At 48.7% G+C, this 22,471-nt stretch carries 23 protein-coding genes; 8 read left to right on the top strand and 15 right to left on the bottom strand.

What is annotated here, in order from left to right; genetic code table 11:
- Positions 1-55 precede the first annotated feature (55 nt).
- From ACTHSW_RS03725 to argF, 5 genes are all read left to right on the top strand, one after another.
- The gene (locus tag ACTHSW_RS03725) at positions 56-565 is read left to right on the top strand and encodes a hemerythrin domain-containing protein (protein ID WP_070460146.1); all 510 of its coding nucleotides are present in this window, start codon (positions 56-58) and stop codon (positions 563-565) included.
- 34 nt (positions 566-599) lie between these two features.
- A complete protein-coding gene (locus ACTHSW_RS03720) occupies positions 600-1,220 on the top strand; it encodes a glucose-6-phosphate 1-dehydrogenase family protein (protein WP_070460149.1) in 621 nt (206 codons plus the stop codon).
- Between the two features lie 112 nt (positions 1,221-1,332).
- Entirely contained in the window at positions 1,333-2,466 is a 1,134-nt protein-coding gene (gene dapE / locus ACTHSW_RS03715) for a succinyl-diaminopimelate desuccinylase (protein ID WP_070460152.1), read from the top strand.
- Positions 2,467-2,562: 96 nt separating this feature from the next.
- On the top strand, positions 2,563-3,318 hold the full coding sequence (locus ACTHSW_RS03710) for a methylated-DNA--[protein]-cysteine S-methyltransferase (RefSeq protein ID WP_070460155.1): 756 nt from the start codon (positions 2,563-2,565) through the stop codon (positions 3,316-3,318).
- A 136-nt stretch (positions 3,319-3,454) separates the two neighbouring features.
- Positions 3,455-4,450 carry an ornithine carbamoyltransferase gene (argF, locus tag ACTHSW_RS03705; protein WP_070460158.1) on the top strand — a complete coding sequence of 332 codons (996 nt, stop codon included), beginning with the start codon at positions 3,455-3,457 and terminating at the stop codon, positions 4,448-4,450.
- Between the two features lie 98 nt (positions 4,451-4,548).
- Here argF and ACTHSW_RS03700 read toward each other — a convergent pair whose 3' ends face one another.
- The 3 genes from ACTHSW_RS03700 to hemN form a co-directional block, all read right to left on the bottom strand.
- Entirely contained in the window at positions 4,549-5,535 is a 987-nt protein-coding gene (locus ACTHSW_RS03700) for a TraB/GumN family protein (RefSeq protein ID WP_070460161.1), read from the bottom strand.
- Between the two features lie 38 nt (positions 5,536-5,573).
- Positions 5,574-5,819 (bottom strand): DUF1289 domain-containing protein, encoded by a 246-nt coding sequence (locus tag ACTHSW_RS03695; RefSeq protein ID WP_070460222.1) that lies wholly within the window; start codon positions 5,817-5,819, stop codon positions 5,574-5,576.
- Between the two features lie 69 nt (positions 5,820-5,888).
- Entirely contained in the window at positions 5,889-7,310 is a 1,422-nt protein-coding gene (hemN, locus tag ACTHSW_RS03690; protein WP_070460164.1) for an oxygen-independent coproporphyrinogen III oxidase, read from the bottom strand.
- A 162-nt stretch (positions 7,311-7,472) separates the two neighbouring features.
- On the opposite strand from hemN, the gene fnr reads away from it, so the two are divergent.
- The gene (gene fnr, locus ACTHSW_RS03685; RefSeq protein ID WP_039862092.1) at positions 7,473-8,207 is read left to right on the top strand and encodes a fumarate/nitrate reduction transcriptional regulator Fnr; all 735 of its coding nucleotides are present in this window, start codon (positions 7,473-7,475) and stop codon (positions 8,205-8,207) included.
- Positions 8,208-8,293: 86 nt separating this feature from the next.
- On the opposite strand, the gene ACTHSW_RS03680 is transcribed toward fnr, so the two are convergent.
- A complete protein-coding gene (locus ACTHSW_RS03680) occupies positions 8,294-9,244 on the bottom strand; it encodes a CysB family HTH-type transcriptional regulator (RefSeq protein ID WP_070460167.1) in 951 nt (316 codons plus the stop codon).
- 442 nt (positions 9,245-9,686) lie between these two features.
- Here ACTHSW_RS03680 and ACTHSW_RS03675 point away from each other — a divergent pair, with 442 nt between their 5' ends.
- A complete protein-coding gene (locus tag ACTHSW_RS03675) occupies positions 9,687-10,448 on the top strand; it encodes an OmpA family protein (protein ID WP_049336752.1) in 762 nt (253 codons plus the stop codon).
- Positions 10,449-10,583: 135 nt separating this feature from the next.
- On the opposite strand, the gene ACTHSW_RS03670 is transcribed toward ACTHSW_RS03675, so the two are convergent.
- Positions 10,584-11,012, bottom strand: a complete 429-nt coding sequence (locus ACTHSW_RS03670) for a DUF4149 domain-containing protein (RefSeq protein WP_070460169.1) — start codon at positions 11,010-11,012, stop codon at positions 10,584-10,586.
- A gap of 98 nt (positions 11,013-11,110) precedes the next feature.
- Positions 11,111-11,587, bottom strand: a complete 477-nt coding sequence (gene greA / locus ACTHSW_RS03665; RefSeq protein WP_003684304.1) for a transcription elongation factor GreA — start codon at positions 11,585-11,587, stop codon at positions 11,111-11,113.
- Positions 11,588-11,932: 345 nt separating this feature from the next.
- Here greA and ACTHSW_RS03660 point away from each other — a divergent pair, with 345 nt between their 5' ends.
- Positions 11,933-13,342 (top strand): PepSY-associated TM helix domain-containing protein, encoded by a 1,410-nt coding sequence (locus ACTHSW_RS03660; protein ID WP_440373767.1) that lies wholly within the window; start codon positions 11,933-11,935, stop codon positions 13,340-13,342.
- A gap of 212 nt (positions 13,343-13,554) precedes the next feature.
- Here ACTHSW_RS03660 and rplS read toward each other — a convergent pair whose 3' ends face one another.
- From rplS to ACTHSW_RS03615, 9 genes are all read right to left on the bottom strand, one after another.
- Entirely contained in the window at positions 13,555-13,920 is a 366-nt protein-coding gene (rplS, locus tag ACTHSW_RS03655) for a 50S ribosomal protein L19 (RefSeq protein WP_003679470.1), read from the bottom strand.
- A 14-nt stretch (positions 13,921-13,934) separates the two neighbouring features.
- Entirely contained in the window at positions 13,935-14,684 is a 750-nt protein-coding gene (gene trmD, locus ACTHSW_RS03650; protein ID WP_003679468.1) for a tRNA (guanosine(37)-N1)-methyltransferase TrmD, read from the bottom strand.
- On the bottom strand, positions 14,684-15,193 hold the full coding sequence (gene rimM, locus ACTHSW_RS03645) for a ribosome maturation factor RimM (protein ID WP_107868313.1): 510 nt from the start codon (positions 15,191-15,193) through the stop codon (positions 14,684-14,686). Before rimM ends, trmD begins: the two co-directional genes overlap by 1 nt.
- Positions 15,194-15,208: 15 nt before the next feature.
- Positions 15,209-15,457, bottom strand: a complete 249-nt coding sequence (rpsP, locus tag ACTHSW_RS03640; RefSeq protein WP_003684452.1) for a 30S ribosomal protein S16 — start codon at positions 15,455-15,457, stop codon at positions 15,209-15,211.
- A gap of 75 nt (positions 15,458-15,532) precedes the next feature.
- Positions 15,533-17,923 carry a GNAT family N-acetyltransferase gene (locus ACTHSW_RS03635; RefSeq protein ID WP_440373766.1) on the bottom strand — a complete coding sequence of 797 codons (2,391 nt, stop codon included), beginning with the start codon at positions 17,921-17,923 and terminating at the stop codon, positions 15,533-15,535.
- Between the two features lie 55 nt (positions 17,924-17,978).
- Entirely contained in the window at positions 17,979-19,376 is a 1,398-nt protein-coding gene (locus ACTHSW_RS03630; protein ID WP_440373765.1) for an ATP-binding protein, read from the bottom strand.
- Positions 19,377-19,391: 15 nt separating this feature from the next.
- Entirely contained in the window at positions 19,392-20,069 is a 678-nt protein-coding gene (gene misR / locus ACTHSW_RS03625; RefSeq protein ID WP_070632537.1) for a two-component system response regulator MisR, read from the bottom strand.
- A gap of 207 nt (positions 20,070-20,276) precedes the next feature.
- Positions 20,277-22,109: a Wzy polymerase domain-containing protein gene (locus ACTHSW_RS03620; RefSeq protein WP_440373764.1), complete on the bottom strand. Its 1,833-nt coding sequence runs from the start codon at positions 22,107-22,109 to the stop codon at positions 20,277-20,279.
- Complete coding sequence (locus ACTHSW_RS03615; RefSeq protein WP_049336736.1) at positions 22,106-22,462, bottom strand: DUF2069 domain-containing protein; 357 nt, start codon at positions 22,460-22,462, stop codon at positions 22,106-22,108. Before ACTHSW_RS03615 ends, ACTHSW_RS03620 begins: the two co-directional genes overlap by 4 nt.
- Between the last annotated feature and the right edge of the window lie 9 nt (positions 22,463-22,471).

Genomic DNA, 22,471 nt, shown 5'->3' with positions numbered 1-22,471 from the left:
CCTTGCGCAGGCTGTTTTGTTATAATCTGGAAACATTAATTTAAGAATAAATCCTATGAATCCGTTTGAAACCAAAAGCGTTACTTTTGCCGAACCCATTGAAATGCTGTACGCCTGCCACGGCAAAGTGCGCCGTTTCTGCAATCAGGTTGCCATGTTGTCGGACTATATTGCCGAAAACGGCTGCAATCAAGTCGTTTTGCAAACCATCCGCCAAATTGCCCAGTATTTCAATATTGCCGCACCGTTGCACCATGAAGATGAAGAAGAAAACTTCTTTCCGCTTTTGTTGCAATACGCGCCGCAAGCACAAGAAAGCGTTGACGAGCTGTTGCGCCAACATGTCAGCCTGCATAGCAACTGGGACGGCGTAGCGGCTGAATTTGCCAAGCTTGAAGCAGACAACGCCTATATCCCTGATGCCGAAGCATTCACGCGTTTTGTCGCAGGATATGATATCCATCTGGCGATTGAAGAGCCGCTGTTTGATATGGGCAAAACCTTTATCCCCAAAGAAAAATTGACCGAAATCGGCGAAATTATGGCCGCACGCCGCCGCAAATAAGGCCGTCTGAAACAATCGTCTCAAGGAATACACTATGCTGACCCCAAAAAGTTGCAATTTGTTCAATATCCCTTTTTTCCAGTTTTCCCAGCTTAAAAAATACCAGCCTGAAAGCATTCCGCAAATCAAGGCAGACTATAAAGAAAACTGGCAGGTATGGCAGCAGCTGATCCAGCAGGTTGCCGCTGAATTGGGTGCGCCGTTCGCGCCGCCGCATATCGAACGCTGGTGTAACGGCTGGCAGGTCCGCGCTCATTTCTTTGCCTATTTCAAATACGAACAATATAAAAATTCCGCAGCGATTTTATCGATTTTGCTCAACCGTCGCCGCCTGAGCGTCAGCTTGGATTGGCATTGCTATAAAGCCGATGTTTCCCCAATTGCGCTGCCTGATTACAACCGCTGGCTGGATAATTTTGATACTGAAAAATACGCTTCATTCGATATGTGGCACGGTGCGGAAAGCGAATATGATGATTATCGTACCGTCTCCCAACAAAGCGACGGCGATAGAAAGCTTCGAGACGACAAAGATTTCTTCTGCATCGGGAAACACATCGAACGCGATGATTTAGGCAAGCAGGATGTCGCGAAATGGATAGTGGAAACAGTGGAAGACTTACTGCCGCTGTATGAAGCTTGTCATGGAAAATAACTCAGAATACCGAAAGGCAGACTGCCCATTCAGTATCTTCAAATAAACTCAAGGCCGTCTGAAAATTATATTCAGAACGTTTCAGACGGCCTGTTTCTCAAAGTGAGCAAATATGACCGAAACTCAATCCTTAGAGCTTGCCAAAGCGCTGATTTCCCGCCCGTCCGTTACGCCGGATGACCAAAACTGCCAACAACTACTGGCCGAACGTCTGCAAAAAATCGGTTTTGCCGTAGAAGAGCTTTATTTTGGCGACACCAAAAATGTTTGGTTGCGACGCGGTACTCAGGCTCCGGTGTTCTGCTTTGCCGGACATACCGACGTCGTGCCGACAGGCCCTGTTGAAAAATGGGATTCGCCACCGTTTGAACCGACCGAGCGTGAAGGCCGTCTGTATGGCCGCGGCGCGGCGGATATGAAAACCAGCATTGCCTGTTTTGTTACCGCCTGCGAGCGATTCGTTGCCGAAAATCCCAATCATCAAGGCAGCATCGCGCTCCTGATTACTTCGGACGAAGAGGGTGATGCGCTGGACGGTACGACCAAAGTCGTCGATGTGTTGAAAGCGCGCGGCGAGTTGATTGATTACTGTATCGTCGGTGAACCGACTGCCGTGGATAAATTAGGCGATATGTTGAAAAACGGCCGCCGCGGCTCGCTGTCGGGCAATCTGACCGTCAAAGGCAAGCAAGGCCATATTGCCTATCCGCATTTGGCAATCAATCCCGTGCATACTTTTGCCCCGGCCTTGTTAGAGCTGACACAAGAAGTCTGGGACGAGGGCAACGAATACTTTCCACCGACCAGTTTCCAAATTTCCAATATCAACGGCGGTACAGGCGCGACCAATGTTATTCCGGGCGAGCTGAACGTCAAATTCAATTTCCGCTTTTCTACCGAGTCCACCGAAGAAGGACTGAAACAACGCGTCCACGCCATTTTGGACAAACACTGCGTGCAATATGATTTGCAGTGGTCTTGTTCCGGCCAACCGTTTTTAACTCAGGCCGGAAAACTGACCGATGTGGCGCGCGAAGCCATTGCCGAGATTTGTGGCGTTGAGGCCGAATTGTCCACTACCGGCGGTACTTCGGATGGACGCTTCATCAAAGCCATTGCCAAAGAACTCATCGAATTAGGCCCGTCTAACGCGACCATCCACCAAATCAACGAAAACGTACGTTTGGAAGATATTCCGAAGCTGTCGGCAGTATATGAAGGTATGTTGAAACGTTTGTTTAAGTGAAAAAGGCCGTATAGGCTTTGAAAAACGATAGGGCGATATGATTCTTTTGCTCTTTTTGTTTTCGTTTAAGTTATCGATAATTGGACAAGGCAAAATATGATTACTCTGCCTTCTTTAAACGACCTTCCATCAAGGTGGAATGAAATCCGAGAGCAGTTGGAAACTGACTTTCCCGTTACTCTCGAAGCCTTGCTGCACGAGCGTCTTACGGAACACGAAGCCAAGCAGTTCGAGCAGGATTTTATCGACCGTATCGGCTGCACGCCCGAAGAATATGTCCGTATCCGCCGAGCCATCCGTCTGTTGGAAGCGCGTTATCCTGATAGTCCGAACGAACTGACTGCGGCCGCGGTTGCCACGCCGTTGGGTGAGATGTTGGCGGTGTTCGGCAGTAAGGGTTTGTGTCTGCTGGAATTTGTCGGGCAGAAACATATGGAACAGGAAATCATGGCTGTCCAAAAAGCTTTGAACGGACAGTTTATTTTCCAAGAAAATGAGCAAACGCAACTTTTGCGTCAAGAATTGGATTTATACTTCCAAGGCCGTCTGAAAGTTTTTGCGACACCTTTGGAAACGATAGGTACAGCCTTTCAGCAGCAGGTGTGGAATGCGCTGCTGACCATTCCTTACGGCGAAACGCGCAGTTATAAGGAGCAGGCGCAACAGTTGGGTAATCCTAAAGCCATTCGTGCCGTTGCCGCTGCAAACGGGCAGAACAAGGTGTCTATCCTGATTCCCTGCCACCGTGTCATCGGCAGCGATGGCAAGCTGACCGGCTACGCAGGCGGTTTGAACCGCAAACAATCGTTGCTTGCCTTGGAGCGAGGTGAAGTTCAGACGGCCTTGTTTTGATAGAGGATAAGGAGCCGCGCTTCGGGCAGGCTTCGCATTCTGAAAAATTGAGCAGCAGAAGGTCGGGGAAGCCCGGAAAAATCTGCATGGAGAAAAATGTTGGGCAACCCCCACGCTAGAAAAAGAGAAATAAGACATGAGCCTGAAAAACCGCCATTTTTTAAAACTTTTGGATTTTACGCCGGAAGAAATCACTACCTATCTCGACCTTGCCGCCGAATTGAAGGCCGCTAAAAAAGCAGGGTGCGAGGTGCAGCGGATGCAGGGAAAAAACATTGCCCTGATTTTCGAGAAAACATCAACCCGCACCCGTTGCGCGTTTGAAGTGGCTGCGCGTGATCAAGGGGCAGGGGTAACTTATCTGGAGCCGTCTGCCAGCCAAATCGGGCATAAGGAAAGCATTAAGGATACGGCGCGTGTTTTAGGGCGGATGTTTGACGGTATCGAGTATCGCGGCTTTGGACAGGATGTGGTGGAAGAGCTGGCCAAGTATGCAGGCGTGCCTGTGTTCAATGGTTTGACCAACGAGTTTCACCCGACTCAAATGCTCGCTGATGCGCTGACGATGCGCGAGCATAGCGACAAGCCTTTGAACCAGATTGCGTTTGCCTATGTCGGCGATGCGCGTTACAACATGGCCAATTCGTTGCTGGTGTTGGCTGCGAAACTGGGCATGGATGTGCGTATCGGTGCGCCGAAAAGTTTGTGGCCGTCTGAAAACATTATCGAGACGGTGCAGGCTGTTGCCAAAGAGACCGGCGGACGGATTCTGTTGACGGAGAATGTGAAAGAAGCCGTGAAAGGCGTGGATTTTATCCATACCGATGTGTGGGTCAGCATGGGTGAGCCTAAAGAGGCGTGGCAGGAACGTATCGATTTGCTGAAAGATTACCGAGTTACGCCCGAATTAATGGCCGCGGCGGAAAATCCGCAAGTTAAATTTATGCACTGTCTGCCTGCTTTCCATAATCGCGAAACCAAAGTCGGCGAATGGATTTATGAGACATTCGGCCTGAATGGTGTGGAAGTAACGGAAGAAGTTTTTGAAAGCGAAGCCAGCATCGTGTTTGATCAGGCAGAAAACCGGATGCACACGATTAAAGCGGTGATGGTGGCGGCATTGGGCGATTGATTGTTACGCTCAATATTGCTTACTGCTTCATTTAATAGAGATTAAATAAAGGCCGTCTGAAAGAAAGACTTTCAGACGGCCTTGTCGTTTGATTGGATTTATTGCCAAATCAGGACTTTGGGTTCGGGTGTTACTTGATAGCCTTCTTTACGCAGTAGTTCGATTAGACCTTTTTCGCTGGGTAAATGGGCAATGCCGACAGCAAAGAGGGTACTTTGTTTGGCAGATTGCTTGCGGATTTCAGGCAGCCATGCCAAGTTGCGACGGATCAGAAGGTCGTTTTTCAGCCAATCGGACATAGCTTTGGCGTATTTGGTATCAACAAGTTTGAGGGTGCGTTGTTCGGTTTCTTCCAAAAGTGGGATGAGTTCTTCAAAGCGGCCGTCTGAATAGGCTTGATGGAGTTTTTTGACATCTTCGGTTTCTTCTTTATAGGTTTTAATACTGGCTTTCAGAAAGTTGAGCATGGTTTCTTCAGGCTGAGCTTTGAAGATCGCGGTAACATCGTCCAAACTTTCTAATGAACCACGCAGCTTATTGATGTCGGCGGCCGCGTTGGTCAGCAACATATCTGCACCGGTTTCTGCGCTATACCCTCGGGGAAATGTACTGCCGGCAAAAATGAATGCCGCCCACGGATGGAGTTTGTCGGCAATTTGGGTGATGGGTCGGCTTTCTTCATTTTGCGAATAGATTTCTTGTAAAAGACGGAAATCTGCTTTGCCGAGCTTACGGCTGAGTGGTTCGGTACTCATGACTTCCTTGAAGTATTTTTGATACATTTTTGCCGTTTCCGGGCTGCTGTCCGGCAATGCGTCAACTTCTGTCGTCAGTTGGGCGGTGGATTGCAACAGTTTGACTGCATCGGAAGACAAGGTTTGATTGGTTCGTCCCATATGGATGGTGCCGAGCAGGTAGGAATCGGGTTGGCCTTCTTTGCTGATTTTCCAAACATTGCTGGTGAGTTTAGGCTGCTGCCAGTTGAGTTCGGCGGGTTTGTTGTCGGATGAAGTTGCGGCGGGTTTGCAGGCGCCCAGGGCAAGGGCGGTCAATGGTACAAGCAGGCAGGCAAGCAGTTTTTTCATGTTTTTCCTTATTGTGGTGTGCGGTCGGCAAGGGCAATTTAGAAATCGAGCAGGTTTTGAACCGGATGTTCGCCCGTTTCGGTTTTTTCCAGTTTGCGGTTGCGGATTTTGGCCTTCCTGAGGGATAGAAGGTGCATGACTTGATGTTTTTGGCTATCGGTCATCTGGAGCCAGTACAAGCGCTCTTCCCGGCTGCGCAGGCAGCCTTTGCAATAACCTTTGGCATTGGCTTCGCAAACGCCGATGCAGGGGCTGGGAATGGGGAAGAAATCGGGTTGATCCATTTTGTGTTGCTTTTGATGTGAAAAAAGGCCGTCTGAAATATAGCACATATGTTCAGACGGCCTAAGTGTTTATACGGTTTGCGAGTATTTGGCTTTGGTTTCTTTATGGCGTAAATGGTAGTCGAACACCATGGCGATGTTGCGGATCAGGAAACGGCCCTTCGGCGTAACGGTCAGGCCGTGCGGTTTGAGGTGGACCAGGCCGAGGGTTTCCAGTTGCTTCATATCTTCCAGTTCCGCTGCAAAATAACGGCTAAACGGAATGCCGAACACGCTTTCGTAAATCCGATAGTCGAGCGAGAAGCGGCACATCAAATCCTGAATGATGTTGCGGCGCAAAATGTCGTCTTGATTGAGCTGGTAGCCGCGCATAATCGGCAGGTGTCCGGCGTCGAGTGCGGCGTAATAGGCATCGATATCGCGCTCGTTTTGGGAGTAGGTGCTGCCGATTTTGCCGATAGAGGACATGCCGATCGCCACCAAGTCGCAGTCGGCATAGGTGGAATAACCTTGGAAATTTCGTTGCAGGAAACCTTCTTTGAGTGCGATGGAGAGCTCGTCGTCAGGTTTGGCAAAGTGGTCCATGCCGATGAAAACGTAGCCTCGCTCAGTCAGGGTTTGGACGCAATATTGCAGCATATCGAGTTTTTCTTCACTGCCGGGTACGACATTGGTGTCGATACGGCGTTGCGGTTTGAAGATATGCGGCAGGTGGGCGTAGTGGTAGAGGGCAAGGCGGTCGGGATCGAGGGATAAGACTGTATCGATGGTGGTTTTGATGCTTTCGGTGTTTTGGTGCGGCAAGCCGTAAATCAAATCGACGCTGACCGATTTAAACCCGGCTTCACGCGCGGCATCAATCACTTCTTTGGTTTCTTCGTAGCTTTGAATGCGGTTGACGGCTTCCTGTACTTTAGGGTCAAAGTCTTGAATACCGACACTCATGCGGTTGAAACCGAGTTTGCCCAATTTGAGGACGGTTTCACGGCTGACTTTACGCGGGTCGATTTCGATGGAGTATTCGCCGTTGGGAATCAGCTGGAAGTATTTACGAATCATGTCGAAGACGCGTTCGAGTTGGTCATCGCTCAGGAATGTGGGCGTACCGCCACCGAAGTGGAGCTGTGCGAGCTGGTGTCTTCCGCCTAAATGAGGTGCCAGCAACTCCATTTCTTTTTCCAGATATTGGATATAGGCATCGGCACGGCTTTTGTCTTTGGTAATGATTTTATTGCAGCCGCAGTAATAGCAGATGGTATTGCAGAAGGGAATGTGGATGTAGAGCGAAAGGGGTTTGTTGAGCGCACCCATGTTGCGCAGGTTTAAAGCTTGGATATATTCGGCTTCTTTAAAGCCTTCATGGAAGCGGTCGGCGGTCGGATAGGATGTATAACGTGGACCGCTTGATGGCAAACTGGCAATTAATTCACGATCAAATTCCGGTAATTCATTGTTTGTGTTGGTGTTATTTGAGATGGGGATGATTTTCATGGTCGGGGCTTGTAGTATGAAGTAAGGAAATTAGGGAAAATTTTAGTCAAAATTTCGATAGTTTGGTAGAATGCCTCATAATGATATGCCGACTTTGACATGGGTCAATAGTTATTCGGCTTAATCAGGGGTTGAGAGAATTAAGCAAATTAAAGGTGCGTTATGGCTACACACAATGCAACACATCAAATGAAAACCTTGTGTTCCACATGTTCTTTACGAGAACTGTGTTTGCCTGTCGGACTAATGCCTAACGAATTTTCACAATTAGATGCGGTTATTCGTCAAAGCCGCCGTCTGAAAAAAGGTGAATACCTGTTCCGTGCCGGCGAGCCGTTTACCTCTTTGTTTGCCATCCGTGCGGGCTTCTTTAAGACAACAGTCGCCAGCCAAGATGGACGAGATCAGGTAACCGGCTTTTTTATGTCGGGCGAGCTGATCGGTATGGATGGGATTTGTTCCCATATTCACAGCTGTGATGCTGTGGCTTTGGAAGACAGCGAGGTATGCGAGCTTCCGTTTACACATATTGAAGAACTCGGTCAGGATATTCCCAGCCTCCGCTCTCACTTTTTCCGCTTGATGAGTCGCGAAATTGTTCGAGATCAGGGCGTTATGCTGCTTTTGGGCAATATGCGCGCTGAAGAGCGATTGGCGGCATTTTTACTCAATCTGTCTCAGCGTCTCTATTCACGAGGTTTTGCCGCCAATGATTTTATCTTGCGGATGTCGCGTGAGGAAATCGGTAGCTATTTAGGGCTGAAACTGGAAACGGTCAGCCGCACCTTATCCAAATTCCATCACGAAGGCTTGATTTCGGTTGAACACAAGCACATCAAAATCCTAGATGCGACGACTTTGAAGAAAATGGTTTCCGGTTGTTCACACGCTATCTGAATCTGAGGCCGTCTGAAATATTTCAGACGGCCTTTTTAACAAGAATTAAAGAATAATTGTTAAGTTGCGCAAGTGATAGTCAAATTTTAAATTGAAAAATCTTCAACAACCGGCGTGTACAGAATGCGGTCGACTACTTCTCTGGTCAGTTTCGGTGCAAACATCTGGATAAAGTCATACGCGTAACCGCGCAGGTAAGTATCCGAGCGTAAGGCTATCCAAGTGGGCGACGGTTCAAATAAGTGTGCCGCATCAATCAGCTGCAAATCTTGATCAACCGCGGGATCGTACGCCATTTTGGCCATCAAACCAACGCCCAAGCCTAAGCGTACATACGTTTTCAATACATCCGTATCGGCAGCCGATAAGGCAACATCAGGTTGCTCGATATGCGCTTTATTAAAGGTACGCGCGATACTGCTGCCGGAATTAAAAGCAAATTCGTAAGTAACCAGCGGAAAAGAAGCCAAATCTTCAAGGCTTAAAGGATTGCGGCAGTCCAAAAGAGGGTGGTCATGCGGAACAATGACGGCATGGTTCCATTCATAGCAGGGCAGTTTGCCCAACTCGGGATGATCGTCAATGCGTTCGGTAATAATTGCCAAATCCGCTTCGCCGCTGCTGACCATTTGCGCAATGGCAGAAGGGCTGCCTTGTTTGATGGTCAAATTGACTTTAGGGTAGTTTTTGACAAATTCCGCAACGATTGTGGGCAAGGCATAACGCGCCTGGGTATGCGTTGTCGCGATGGTCAGCGAGCCGCTGTCGTGATCGGTAAACTCGCTGCCGATATTTTTAATGTTTTGTACATCACGCAAAATTCGTTCCGAAATATCTAACACGGCTTTGCCCGGTTGCGAAACGGAAACCACACGTTTGCCGCTGCGGATAAAAATTTGGATACCCAATTCTTCTTCAAGCAGGCGGATTTGTTTGGAAATGCCGGGCTGGGATGTAAAAAGCGCATCGGCAGCCTCGGAGACATTCAGATTGTGCCGGTAAACTTCAAGGGCGTAACGTAATTGTTGCAGTTTCATGGTAGCAGTACCGAATACGTTGTTATTGTGGATTTTGTGCGACAAACGGCATGTAATTTAACATATTTTGCCCAGTTTTGCCCCGAGTTTTGAAAATGGTTGTTTTTAATGAAAATATCTTTTAATGATATGAAAACAGGAAATTCAGGAAAGAAGAGGGAAAGGGGTTTTGTTGTTTTTGTACAACTTTAGGTAGGTGAATTGTCTGATTTTGCCCTAAATTAATGACACAAGATTGATTTTTCGGCATGATTAACTACTAGGAAGCAGGCACTTCATGATTGTTTGAAGGCATCGAGTATTGACAGTTTGCCTTGCGCTTCTTTATAGTGCAACCTGATATATCCGATTTGCCGCTGTTTTGATACTGCGGCCTGTATATTGGTACTTTGCAGCGGTTGCTTTCCTAGTCCGCCGCATAACAATTTGATGAGGGAATAAAATGACCAAACAGCTGAAATTAAGCGCATTGTTCGTTGCCTTGGTTGCCTCTGGCACCGCTATGGCCAGCGAAGCGCACACCAAACACGGTTACACCGTAAGCAGCCAATCTCAAGAAATCGTCCGTAACAACTACGGCGAATGCTGGAAAAACAGCTACTTCGACAAAGCTACCGAAGGCCGTGTTGAATGTGGTGACCGCGAAGCAGTTGCTCCTGTACAACAAGCTCCTGAGTATGTTGATGAAACTGTTTCTCTGTCTACTAAAACTCTGTTCGGCTTCGACAAAGACAACCTGCGTCCTGAAGCTCAAGAAAACTTGGACTCTTTGGCTCAACGCCTGAGCAACGACAGCGTACAAACTGTACGTGTTGAAGGTCACACTGACTTCATGGGTTCTGAAGAATACAACCAAGCTCTGTCTGAGCGTCGTGCCAACGTAGTTGCTAACTACTTGGTAGGCCGTGGCGTTGCTTCTAGCAAAATCTCTGCAGTAGGTCTGGGCGAGTCTCAAGCTCAAATGACTGCTACTTGTGAAGCTGAAGTTGCTAAACTGGGTAAAAAAGTTTCTAAAGCTAAGAAACGTGCTGCCCTTATCGCTTGTATCGAACCTGACCGTCGCGTTGATGTTAAAATCCGCAGCGTTGTTACTCGTCAAGTTGCTCCAGGCCAAACTATCGAAGGTCAAGGCGAATTGCCTGCTACTGATGAAGGTTGGATCCCAGCTCCTTACAATGGCGTTCACGGTTACGCTAAACCTTAATCGGTTTGTGAAAAATGCCCTGCATATTGCAGGGCATTTTTTTATGGTTTATATTTGAAGAGTCGGGGAATTCATGATTCAAAATAAAAGGCCGTCCGAAAATAAGTCTTTCAGACGGCCTTTTATTAAGACGGATTAGTTTGGCTTGGGCCATTTCCATACGCAAACAGCGGCGAGTATTGTGCAAATCAAAAAGATGATACTGGATAAGCCATGCCAAATGCCGAATGTACCGCCTACTAGAGACAGCAGCCAGTTATCCAGTCCGTACTTGTGTGCCTCGATAACCGGCGTAACCAAAAGATGATTACAGGCTAAGAGTAGCCAAAGTACCAAGATCCACCAAGAGAGGGAGGCAAGTTGCCGTCTGAAAAAGGCATAGGCTGCGCCAAAAATAGCTAAGCCGCATATTGCTGTGATGGCAAATAAAATGCCGGCGATTTCTCCTGCCAGCATTTTGGGCAGGATGCGGAACAGGATAGGGGCAGTAACATAGCCTGCTGTCAGCTGCATACCAAGCCACATGGCGGCAGCGGTTTGGATAATTTTGTATAGTAGATTCATTATGCTTCTCCTGGGAAGATTTTATTTTCTTTAATTATGGTGTTTTTAGGTATAACAAAAGGCCGTCTGAAAATGTTTTCAGACGGCCTTTTGTTTATTTAGATATATTGTACGGCAATGATGTCATATTCACGCACGCCGCCGGGTGCTTGAACTTCTGCAACGTCGCCTTCTTCTTTGCCGATCAGGGCTCGGGCAATGGGGGAGCCAACGTAGATTTTGCGTTCTTTGATATCTGCTTCATCTTCACCGACGATTTGGTAGGTAACTTGTTCTTCGGTTTCCAAGTCTTCCAGTGTCACAGTTGTACCGAACACGATTTTGCCTTCTGCATGGATTTCGGCAGGGTTGATGATGTGCGCCATAGAGAGTTTGTGTTCCAACTCGGCGATACGGCCTTCGATAAAGCCTTGACGCTCTTTGGCGGCTTCGTATTCTGCGTTTTCAGACAAGTCGCCGTGCGAACGTGCTTCGGCGATGGCTTCAATGACTTCTGGACGTGCTACGCTTTTGAGGTGTTGAAGTTCTTGTTTCAACAATTCTGCACCACGGACGGTCAAAGGGATTTTTTGCATTGAGTTCTCCATGAAAGCATGATGATGCTTTTAAAATTTTATCCGGCCACGCGCGGTAGCCGGATTGGAAATAAAAATACAAGCCGCCAAAGCTTGGCGGCTTGATGAATAAATAAGTAATGCCTGTATTCTACCAAATTCTGCCGAAACCGCAATGATTAAAACGGATTTTCAGTAAAGTGTTGTTTTCTGTTCTATTTTGTTTTTTCAGACGGCCTGAAAACTAAATATTGAAGTATTTCAAAGCTGCATGGGAAAAACGGTTTCTTAAATGAATGTTTTTGATTAAAATACCTGATGCTAATTCGTAGTAATTAGTCTGCTTTAACTATACGAAGAGATTATATGGAAACAAAACCAACTCCCCAAAATGAACAACGGGCTAACCGCCGTTATTTGACTGTTTGGCGATGGCATTTTTATGCCGGACTTTTGGTTGCGCCGTTTTTAACCCTGCTGGCTGTTACAGGGTTGGGAATGCTGCTATTTGCCAATATCACCGGTAAAGAAGGCGAACTCATACATGTTTCGCCGCAGGCAGTGGTTCAGCCTTTATCGGCTCAGGCGGAAGCGGCACGGCAGTCTGTGAACCCTGAAACCGCTTCGGTGGTGCAATACATTGCGCCGCGCACCAATGATATGGTTGCCGTGTTCCGTGTGGACAATGACGATAAGGCTGCTATGGTTGCCGTTGATCCCTATACGGCGAAGGTCGTCAATTCAACGCCGCGCAATGACGGCTGGTATCACATCATGGACGAAATCCATGGCGATATGATGATCGGCACGGTGGGCGACTATATACTGGAAACAGCCGCTTCACTGACTATTTTGATGATCATTACCGGGATTTACCTGTGGTGGGCAAAACAGCGCGGTGTGAAATCCATGCTTGTACCGAAAGCAGGTAAAGGACGTACATGGTGGCGTAGCATGCACGGCGCATTCGGCACTTGGGTTTCTTTGCTTCTGTTGCTGTTCTGCCTTTCGGGCGTTGCTTGGGCGGGAATTTGGGGCGGTAAGTTGGTTCAGTCTTGGAGCCAATTCCCTGCCGGTAAATGGGGCGTCGAACCGAACCCTGTATCTACCGTGCCGACCCACGGCGATGTGTTAAACGACGGTAAAATCAAAGAAGTGCCATGGGTTCTGGAGCTTACGCCTATGCCTGTTTCCGGTACGACGAAGGGCAAAAACGGCATCAATCCGAGCGAACCGATGACTTTGGAAACAGTTGACCGCTTTGCCCGAGAAATCGGTTTTGAAGGCCGCTACAAGCTTAATTTGCCTAAAGGCGAAACGGGCGTGTGGACGCTGTCTCAGGACTCGATGAGCTACGATATGCCCAGTCCGACCGCCGACCGCACGGTACACATCGATCAATACAGCGGCAAAGTCCTTGCCGACATCCATTACGATGATTACAACTGGTTTGGTAAATTCATGGCGGTCAGCATTGCGCTGCATATCGGTACGATGGGCTGGTGGAGTGTGCTGGCGAACGTTTTGTTCTGCTTGGCAGTCATTTTCGTCTGCATCAGCGGCTGTGTGATGTGGTGGAAACGCCGTCCTTCGGAAGCGCGTGGTCTGGTTCCTCCTGCGCAGAAAATCAAATTGCCGGTATGGTGGGCAATGGCTGTGCCACTTCTGATTTTGGCTGTGATTTTCCCAACAGCCATTGCCGCAATCGCTGTGATTTGGATTTTGGATACACTGTTGTTGTCGCGTATCCCTGCATTGGCAAGATGGTTTAAATAACCGTCCGATGTGATTAAAGTCCGTCTGAATCTTTTGTTTCAGACGGCGGCCTTTTGTATAAAGGTTAAAAGAGGTAGGGAAGTTACGATTCTGTTTGAGTTTATATGTGAAATGGAGATGGTGGTTGGCTTGCAGGATTGTGTAAGAAAGACGAGGAGATCTTGTATAAAAACAAAAACCCACTTCATTGAAGTGGGTTTTTGATGAAGGTATTAACCTTTGCGAGCAGGCAATTTTTCTTTAATGCGAGCTGCTTTACCGGTCAGGCCGCGCAAGTAGTACAGTTTGGCGCGACGTACGTCACCACGGCGTTTAACTTCGATTTTTTCTACGGTAGGAGAGTACAGTTGGAAAGTACGTTCTACACCTTCGCCGCTAGAGATTTTGCGAACGATGAAGTTGCTGTTCAGGCCACGGTTGCGGCGAGCGATAACAACACCTTCGTATGCTTGCAGACGGCTGCGAGAACCCTCAACCACGCGTACAGATACGACAACGGTGTCGCCTGGAGCGAATTCAGGGATTTCTTTGTTCAAGCGAGCGATTTCTTCTTGCTCTAATTGTTGAATCAAGTTCATTTGTTTTTCCTAAGTTATGATTGGATTTCCTGTTGCTCTTGCAAGATTTCTTTTAAGAGGCGGGATTCCTTTGGGATTAAACTGCGCTTTTCCAATAAATCAGGTCGGCGCTCTAAAGTGCGTCGCAGGGATTGTTTCAATCGCCACTCGGCAATCAAGCCATGATTTCCTGAGCGTAAGACCTCGGGAACCATCATGCCTTGGAATTCTACGGGTTTGGTGTAATGAGGACAGTCTAAAAGGCCGTCTGAAAACGAGTCTTGTTCGGCTGACTGTATATCGCCCAACACACCTGGAACCAACCTTAAGACGGCATCCATCAACATCATGGCGGGTAATTCGCCACCCGAGACGACAAAGTCGCCAATGCTGATTTCTTCGTCCACACTGCTTTGCAATAGTCTTTCATCTATGCCTTCATAGCGTCCGCATAGAAGAACAAGATGAGGCAGTTCGGCAAGTTCTGCAGCTTTTTTGTGTGTCAGCGGCTGACCTTGCGGACTGAGATAAATTACTTTGGCAGGTTTTTGCGAGTTTGCTTTGGCTTCTTCAATTGCCGCTTGAAGCGGCGGCGCCATCATAATCATTCCCGGACCACCTCCGAAGGGGCGATCATCAATATAGCCAAGTTTGTTATCGGCAAATTTTCGGGGATTGATGGCTTGAAACTGCCAAAGATTTTGTTTTCTTGCTCTGCCTGTAACGCCATATTCAACAATGCTGTCGAACATCTCTGGGAAAATGGTGATGGCTTGGATCAGCATCAGTAGTCCAAACCCCAGTCGGCGATAATGGTTTTGCTGTCGGTATCGACAGATTCGATATAGTTGGAGACAAAGGGAATCAGGATTTGTCCGTGTTCGCCTTTAATCATCAAAACATCATTTGCACCGGTTTCCATCAGGTTGCTGACTTTGCCGAGAACGATGTTTTCTTTGTTGATGACGGTCATGCCGACTAAATCTGCCCAGTAGTATTCGTCTTCCTCAGTAGGGGCGAATGACTCTCTGGGGATTTCGATGGTATAGCCGCGCAAGGCAAAGGCTTGGTCGCGATCGTCTATACCTTCAAATTTGACCTGAAGTTCGCCATTGACAATTTTACCTGCCTCAAGCACAACATTCAGGGTTTTGCCATCCTTGCACAACTGCCACTCGGGGTAGTCCAGCAGGCTGTCGGTATATTCGGTATTGGTGGCAATTTTAAGCCAGCCTTTAATGCCGAATACACCTTTGATGTAGCCCATGGCTACCCGTTTTTGAGTGTCTGTCATGGTCGTTTCGGCTGATTAAGCAGCGATTTTTTGCTCTTTAATCAGTTTGGCAACTGCGTCGCTAACTTTCGCGCCTTGAGCAACCCAATGGTTGATGCGGTCTGCGTCGAAACGTACGCGTTCTTGTTTTTCGTTGGCAACGGGGTTGTAGAAACCTACGCGCTCGATGAAGCGGCCGTCACGACGGTTGCGAGAGTCAGTTACGACTACGTTGAAGAAAGGGCGGTGTTTTGAGCCGCCGCGAGCCAAACGGATAACTACCATTTTGAGTCCTTTTGAAAAATGCGGATATATAGAAACCGCTAATTTTAGGATATTTCACACGGGTTATGCAAGTTTTTATTTGTTTTTGTTGCTGTTTTGCCATTCATTCAAATCGAGGCTGGCTTGATACAGGCCGCGGTCGGTTTCCGATGGGGTAACGGTAAATCCTGATTTTTCAGCGAGTTTGAGCATCGGTGTGTTTTCTTTGAGGATTTCCGCATTCATGGTTTGGTAACCTTGCTGTGTGGCAGTTTGGATAATAAGGCTCATCATTTTGCCTGCCAAGCCGGTTTTGCGTGCTTCAGGTGCCAAAGTAATGCCGAACTCGCACTCATTGCGATTGATGCGGCTGTAACGGCTGACTGCGACGATACGGCCGTCTGAAGCGAAGGCTGCCCACGCGCATTCGGTATGGAAATCGGGACGGGTCAGCCGTGCGAGTGTGGGCAGCGGTAACTCGTTGGTATGGGTCATGAAGCGCGTATAGCGGTCGGCCGTGGGTAATTGGCGGACAAATTTTTGTTTGGCTTCGGCATCTTCAGGCTCTAGTGCGCGGATGTGCAGTGTGTTGCCGTCGGGCAGGGTAAATGTATCGGTTTGGCTCGGATACGGTGCGAGTACGTTTTGTATCTCGGGCGTTTCGGTTTTAGGGTGCAGCAGTTCGGAAGCGGCTTCGCCGGTGTTGCGTAGGAATTCGGCTGCGGCCGGATTTTTTTGTTGGAGGTAGGCGGCGGCACTTTGCATTTTAGCGGCGGCCTGTTCTAAGGTTTGGACGGCTTTTTTGGGGATTTTGGTTGTCGGCGCGGCTGGTTTTTCCACAATTTCGGGAATGATGGTGCTGCTGTATTGGCTGCCGTTGTAGTTGAGGATGATGTCGCCGATATGCTGGTTGTTGTGGATAAGCGTGTTTAGGGAATGCAGGAATTGATTGAGAACGGAAGTGTTGTCGAGTTCTGCAAATTGGCTTAAACGCTGGATATCGAGTGTGGTAAATGGAGGTAATGCGGCTTCGGTTTGGCCGTTGTAATGGGCGGAAAGGATGTTGCCGTAAATGGCATGGCGGCTGAACCGGAACTGGACGGCATTGTGTTTTTGGGTTTGGCACGGAGGCAGGTATAGGGCTTCCACCATCAGTTCGGTTTGGCCGGAAGCAATGGCTTTATCGATATTTTTGCTTTTAGGTGTTTTCAGACGGCCTGTTTTGGCTGGCGCAGGGGTATTTTGCACTTGTAGCAAATAGGCGGTTTGATTGCGGAAATAAAGTGTCAGCAAGGCTTCTTCCGGTGTGTTAAACCGAGTCAGGCCGTCTGAAAAACGATAGCTGACGAGAATGGGCTTGCTGGTTTTTTGTGCCAAATTATTCAGAGTTTGATGAATACTGTATGCGTCCGGCGTATCTGGCGAAATAATGCCGAGCAGGGCTTGAGTATGTGGATTTTGTAATTGTTCGAGCACCAGACGGTGGATGCGTGCAGGCGTGGGGTTGCTGCCGATGCAGCCTTGTCGGACGGATGGTGCATCGGTTGGGAGGTCGAGGGTCAATTCACAGGCATTGGCGCTAGTGCGCAGCCATTCTATCGGCGTGTCGGACAGAATGGTGGGGTTGGTAATGACGGGAATGCCGGAAAGGTGGGCTTTTAGGGCTGCTTCCAGTTCGGCGTTATTGAATACCGGTTGGAAATTGCAATGGCGGCTGAGGCTGCGCAGGATGGCTTTGTCTGTGTCGTCGGTGTAGTGTGTGGACAACAGGATAAGCGGAGTGTGGCGTGTAAAGTGTTGGATGGCGCTGAACAGCTCGCGTTGGTTTTCAGCCGGATTGTAGTGGATGACGGCAACTTTGGTATGGCGGTTGTGGCCGAAGCGGTTGAGCCAGTCGGCGGATATGGTAGGGCTTAGGTCAAAGTTGAGGCTGATGTGGCGCGATACGCCTTGGTGCAGCGTGTTCAGCAGGTGGTTGATGTTGCGGCTGACAGTGCTGTGGCCGGTCAGTAATGCGATATGGCCGGCCGGATAGTCGGCTTGGGTGCCGATATTGAGATTGAGTGAGGGAAGTTGGACGCCTGCGCTGTTGCATACGGTGATGTTCAATTCGTCGCCGTGATATTTTTGAATGATGGAACGGGCGTTTTTACAGGATTCGGGAGGCAGGTTTTCCCAATCTTGAATCAGGATAATGTGGCGCAGGTCTTTTTTACGGCAGGCTTTGAACAGCGAGTCGTAATGGTCGGGCGGGATAACGGCAACAACCAAATCGGCTTGGCCCGGGATTTTGCTGAGGCTGGAGTAGGAGGGAATGCCTGCGACACTGCTGTGTCGAAGATTGACGGGGGTAATTTTGCCTTGATATGAGGAACCGAGCAGGTGGCTGAAAATGCGTTCGCCAAGGCTGTGCGGACGTTCGCTGGCGCCGACGAGGATGATGTGTTCAGGCATGAAGAAGTAGCCGGTTTGGGCAGTTGCACTCATGATGGTTCCTTATTTGTGTTTTTGGCCGTCTGAAAAGTTTCAGACGGCCTTATTTTTAGACTTCTTTTTTGTCTCCGGCTTTCTTTTTAGGAAGAATAAAACGCATCCTCAGGCCGTTGGGTTTGACATTTTCAGCAATGATTTTACCGCAGTGCTGTTCCATAATATGCTGCGTCAAGGCAAGCCCTAAACCTGTACCGGGCTTGTGCGCACTGGAGTCGGCGCGATAAAAGGCAGTGAAAATATGCGGAAGCTGCATTTCATCTACGCCAGGCCCGTTGTCGGTAACATCGATAATCCAGTTTTTGCCGTCTTGTCCGATATGGGTTTGAATGGTGCTGCCTTCCGGACTGTAATTGATGGCATTGCGGATAACGTTGTCAAAGGCGCGGTATAGATAGCCTTCGTTGGCGCTGACTACGGCATTTTCGGGGATTTTTGGATCAATGCTCAGGGTAACGCTTTGGTTGTTTTGGTGGGCAATGCTTTGGTTGTCCTCAATCAAGTTGGTCAGGAAAGGAACGAGTTTGAGGTTTTCTTTTTCCAAAGGAATATTGGAAGTCTCTAGGCGGGAGAGGGTCAATAATTCACCTACCAAAGTATCCATGCGCACCAATTCGCCTTCAAGCCGCTTGAGGTATTGCTCTTGTTTTTGCGGCTGAGATTGAATCAGGCCGACAATTGCCTGCATGCGCGCCAGCGGCGAACGCATTTCATGAGAAACGTGGTGAAGCAGGTGGCGCTCTTTGGCAACAAGTTTTTCAAGCTTTTCGGCCATTTTGTCGAACTGCACGGCAAGATGGGACAATTCGTCGTCACGGTCGTCAACTTGTTGGGAAATGCGGGTTTCGAGTTCGCCGTTGGCTACTCTGTCCATGCCGCCGCCAAGAATTTTAATAGGCTTGGTAATATTGTTGGCAAGGATGTATGCCATCAGCAGGCCGACGATGATGATGAAAGACAGAATAATAAATTCGTGCCAAATAGGCGAAAGCGGCAGGCCGGGAATGAAGAGCGGGCTAGGGAGGCGTTGGGCCTGATGGTTGTCCCAGCCTTTAATGAAGAAGAGGTATTCTTCGCCGAAACGGTCGTATTCGATGTGTGCCAAATCAGATTCAGGATTATTGATGGCAAAAATACGGGCGCGCTCAATGGAGAGGCTGTCGATATTGCGGCCTAAAATATCTTTTTTATCATCGCCGGTAATCACATAGACGGCATTGGAAACTGGATTGTTTTTCCATTCGGAAAGAATTTCGCGCGCACCGCTGTCTCCACGCGAGTTGAAGGCGGAAACGATGCTGTTCATCAGTGTGGTTTCGATGGTGCGGCGTTGGTTGAATTGGTTTTCGGCGAGGGTGTTTTGTACCAGCCAAAATGAAAAACTCGCCACAAAGATTGCGCAGACGATGACTGCGCAAAATGTGGCGAAGATGCGTTGAAACAGTTTCATTGATCTGTTTAATCTTTAGTTTTTAACAAACAGGTAGCCTAAGCCGCGTACAGTTTGAATCAGGGAAGCATCGCCCAGTTTGTGGCGGATGCTGGAGATGTGTACGTCGATGCTGCGGTCAAATTTAGCCAGCTTGCGGTCGAGTGCTTCGATAGACAAGGTCTCTTTGCTGACAACTTGTCCGGCGTGGCGCATCAAAACTTCGAGCAGATTGAACTCGGTGCTGGTCAATTCAAGCGGAGTGTCTTTGATGCTGGCTTGGCGTTTGGCAGGGTAGAGGACAACGTCACTGACAGAAATGCTGTTAGGCGCGTTGTTTTGTTCGTTGCTGTGTTGCGCACGGCGCAAGATGGCGTTGATACGTGCCAAGAGTTCGCGCGGTGTGCATGGTTTCGGTACATAATCGTCCGCACCCATTTCCAAACCGATGATGCGGTCGATGTCGTCACCTTTTGCAGTCAGCATGATGATGGGTACAGTGCTTTGGGTACGTACGTTTTTCAGTACGTCCAAACCGTTCATTTTAGGCATCATGGAGTCTAATACGATGACATCGTATTGTCCGGTCAGAATTTCTTGAACGCCGGCTTCGCCGTCAGGAACGCTGTGAACGTTGAGGCCTTCGGCAGTCAGGTATTCGGTCAGCAATTCGGTCAAGAGGGCATCGTCATCTACGAGTAATACGCGACTCATGGAATTTCCTTTTCGTGATTGTATGCGCCGTGGCACTAAATAGGCGGTGCGGCGATTAAAATAGAGTTGTATTCAATCTTAACATGCAATCTGCCTTTGTTGATAGCGTAATTTTCTGTGCTTTTGCGCTTTTTTGCATAGAAACTTGTCGCTCTTTACATTTTCAGACGGCCTGTAAGGACAAACTGACAATTGAGTGAGTTTTATTTAGGGTTTGTCACATGATTTGGCAGTTTGGTGTTTCGGTGCATTGATGAAATCTTTGCAATCGGACAAAAGTTTGGGCAGCAAGGGGGCGAATGCCGGGTGGCTGCGTATTTTGTCGGCGTAGAAATACATCATATAAGGGTAATAATATTGCATTGCCTGCATCCATTGCGCACCTTCTTCTTTTTTGCCTTGCCGGTAGAGGTAAAGGCCGACTTGGTAGGCGCTGGAGTAGGGGCGGTAGGTCAGGGCTTTGAGTGCGGCTTCTTCCGCCCACGGATGGATGTAGGCATCGGTCGGGTCTGCACGTTTGCTCAAGCTCAAATCGGCGTAATAGGCAAGCATGGGACTTTCTTTGGAAAGTCGTTGCAAGCCGTCGATTTTGTTTTGAACCGTTTGCGGGTCATCAGTTTTTCCTACGCGGCTATATTGGGTCAGATTTTGATATTTCCAGCTGAGGTTTGCCATGCCGATTAAAATCGATAAAGCAGCTATACCGCCTGCCCACTGTCTGATTCGGATAGATAAAGGGCCGTCTGAAACATCTTTCGGATAAGAGGGTGTCAGTGACAGAATCAGGCTGAATACGGTGAGGAAGTAGATATACCAAAGCGGATATTCAAGCATGCTGTGGCAAAGGCTGACGGAGGCGGCAGTCAGTAAAAACAGCGAGGCCGGTGTTTGGTTGCGGCACAACAGTCGCCACACGGCTGCAAGCAGGGTTAAGGCTGCAAGCAAGGTGCCGGCAATGCCCATTTCGGACAATAACTGCATGACGATATTGTGCGAATGGGTAAACAGTACGCCGAGGATGTTGTTGGGAAAGTATTGTTGTTGGGCATTGATCAGGAAGGTTTGCTGGGCAAAGCTGTTCCAGCCGTGGCCGAACCAAGGTGCAGATTGAAAGGCAATCCATGCTTTGCTCCATTCGATTTGGCGCATGGAACCTTCAAAACCGCTGGTGCCTGCGCGTTCGACAGCAGTTTCGTATTTGATGTTGCCAAACAAATCCAACAGGCTACCCATGCCGAATTGGAAAGCGGCGGCCAGGATTGCGGTCAGGAGAAAAATGCACAGTGCGCGTTTGTGTTGGAAACGGGTACGCCAAAACCATAACGGCGTAATCAGGAATAGGGCGGCAATATAGCCTAAGATGGTGCGCGAATTGACAAGGCCGAGGGTCGCAGTCAAAGCCAATACGAACAGAAAACCTGCTGCATTGGACATTTTGCGCGCCGTCCATAAATAGGATGCCGCCAAAATGCTCCACATTAAATAATGTCCCAAATGGTTTCGTTGGCCGAGTTGGCCGTTTACGGTGCCGTTGCTTCGGGCAATAATGCCGTTCAACCACTCTACGTTGGACCAGCCTTTAAATTGCAGCCAGACGATGGCAGCCTGCATAGTTGCACCTATCAATAAAGACCAAGCGAAGATGCTGACGACGCGCTCCTGTCCGTAAGCTGCTACCCAGCCACGCACCGACCATGCGCCCAGTGCCAAAATGACAAAGGTCCAGGCGGTAATGTCGCTCATACCGGGGTAGATGGAATGCATGAGGCGCGCTTGGAGCGACCAAAATGCGGCCATGGCAAACAAGCCGATACTGAGTGCAGGAAGGCGGATGTTCAGCAGGCCTTTGTGTGCGCTAATCAATGTCAGTACCAATGAACCGCTCAGTGAGATGGCTTCCAAATAAAAGCTGGGCAGTGGACCGACTCGGTAGAGTGAAAGAAAAGGGACGGCACAAATCCAAAGAAAACTGAGCCATAAAGGCCAAAAGGTTTTCACTGAAGATTCAGTCAGGCCGTCTGAAAGTGTGTGGTAGGTCATTTCGATGTGTGTTTTTGTTGTTTGATAAATGCAAGGCAACCGAGGAAAAAGGCAATGCACAATAATACGGAAACGGCGGCGCAAATCCGGCTGGCGACGGCTGTGTCAGCCAGGCGCATACAAGCTTCGGCAAAGTAAATCAGAATCAGCATGGAGCTGTATTGATAAGTGTAGATGCGTTTTTTCAAAATGCCGGTCAACGGCAGGCACAGGGGCAGGGCTTTCAGGGCCAGCCATGAGCCGCCTTCGCGCAATGGAGCGATCCACAATTCCCATGACAAGGAAAGCAGAATCAGCAGGATAAGGCTTATGGAAGTTGCAAGATAAGGTAATGGGGAGCGTGTATTGTTCACAATATTGAG

This window comes from Neisseria sp. P0008.S004, from assembly GCF_051962755.1.
GTDB classification, from domain to species: domain Bacteria; phylum Pseudomonadota; class Gammaproteobacteria; order Burkholderiales; family Neisseriaceae; genus Neisseria; species Neisseria subflava_A.
Note: the sequence above shows the minus strand (reverse complement) of the source record. Positions and strands in the feature narration are given on the sequence as shown.

Excerpts from the sequence above, each read along its gene's own strand:
- ACTHSW_RS03725 (WP_070460146.1), top strand. The coding sequence starts at position 56 with ATGAATCCGTTTGAAACCAAAAGCGTTACTTTTGCCGAACCCATTGAA.
- ACTHSW_RS03720 (WP_070460149.1), top strand. The coding sequence starts at position 600 with ATGCTGACCCCAAAAAGTTGCAATTTGTTCAATATCCCTTTTTTCCAG.
- dapE (WP_070460152.1), top strand. The coding sequence starts at position 1,333 with ATGACCGAAACTCAATCCTTAGAGCTTGCCAAAGCGCTGATTTCCCGC.
- ACTHSW_RS03710 (WP_070460155.1), top strand. The coding sequence starts at position 2,563 with ATGATTACTCTGCCTTCTTTAAACGACCTTCCATCAAGGTGGAATGAA.
- argF (WP_070460158.1), top strand. The coding sequence starts at position 3,455 with ATGAGCCTGAAAAACCGCCATTTTTTAAAACTTTTGGATTTTACGCCG.
- ACTHSW_RS03700 (WP_070460161.1), bottom strand. The coding sequence starts at position 5,535 with ATGAAAAAACTGCTTGCCTGCCTGCTTGTACCATTGACCGCCCTTGCC.
- ACTHSW_RS03695 (WP_070460222.1), bottom strand. The coding sequence starts at position 5,819 with ATGGATCAACCCGATTTCTTCCCCATTCCCAGCCCCTGCATCGGCGTT.
- hemN (WP_070460164.1), bottom strand. The coding sequence starts at position 7,310 with ATGAAAATCATCCCCATCTCAAATAACACCAACACAAACAATGAATTA.
- fnr (WP_039862092.1), top strand. The coding sequence starts at position 7,473 with ATGGCTACACACAATGCAACACATCAAATGAAAACCTTGTGTTCCACA.
- ACTHSW_RS03680 (WP_070460167.1), bottom strand. The coding sequence starts at position 9,244 with ATGAAACTGCAACAATTACGTTACGCCCTTGAAGTTTACCGGCACAAT.
- ACTHSW_RS03675 (WP_049336752.1), top strand. The coding sequence starts at position 9,687 with ATGACCAAACAGCTGAAATTAAGCGCATTGTTCGTTGCCTTGGTTGCC.
- ACTHSW_RS03670 (WP_070460169.1), bottom strand. The coding sequence starts at position 11,012 with ATGAATCTACTATACAAAATTATCCAAACCGCTGCCGCCATGTGGCTT.
- greA (WP_003684304.1), bottom strand. The coding sequence starts at position 11,587 with ATGCAAAAAATCCCTTTGACCGTCCGTGGTGCAGAATTGTTGAAACAA.
- ACTHSW_RS03660 (WP_440373767.1), top strand. The coding sequence starts at position 11,933 with ATGGAAACAAAACCAACTCCCCAAAATGAACAACGGGCTAACCGCCGT.
- rplS (WP_003679470.1), bottom strand. The coding sequence starts at position 13,920 with ATGAACTTGATTCAACAATTAGAGCAAGAAGAAATCGCTCGCTTGAAC.
- trmD (WP_003679468.1), bottom strand. The coding sequence starts at position 14,684 with ATGCTGATCCAAGCCATCACCATTTTCCCAGAGATGTTCGACAGCATT.
- rimM (WP_107868313.1), bottom strand. The coding sequence starts at position 15,193 with ATGACAGACACTCAAAAACGGGTAGCCATGGGCTACATCAAAGGTGTA.
- rpsP (WP_003684452.1), bottom strand. The coding sequence starts at position 15,457 with ATGGTAGTTATCCGTTTGGCTCGCGGCGGCTCAAAACACCGCCCTTTC.
- ACTHSW_RS03635 (WP_440373766.1), bottom strand. The coding sequence starts at position 17,923 with ATGAGTGCAACTGCCCAAACCGGCTACTTCTTCATGCCTGAACACATC.
- ACTHSW_RS03630 (WP_440373765.1), bottom strand. The coding sequence starts at position 19,376 with ATGAAACTGTTTCAACGCATCTTCGCCACATTTTGCGCAGTCATCGTC.
- misR (WP_070632537.1), bottom strand. The coding sequence starts at position 20,069 with ATGAGTCGCGTATTACTCGTAGATGACGATGCCCTCTTGACCGAATTG.
- ACTHSW_RS03620 (WP_440373764.1), bottom strand. The coding sequence starts at position 22,109 with ATGACCTACCACACACTTTCAGACGGCCTGACTGAATCTTCAGTGAAA.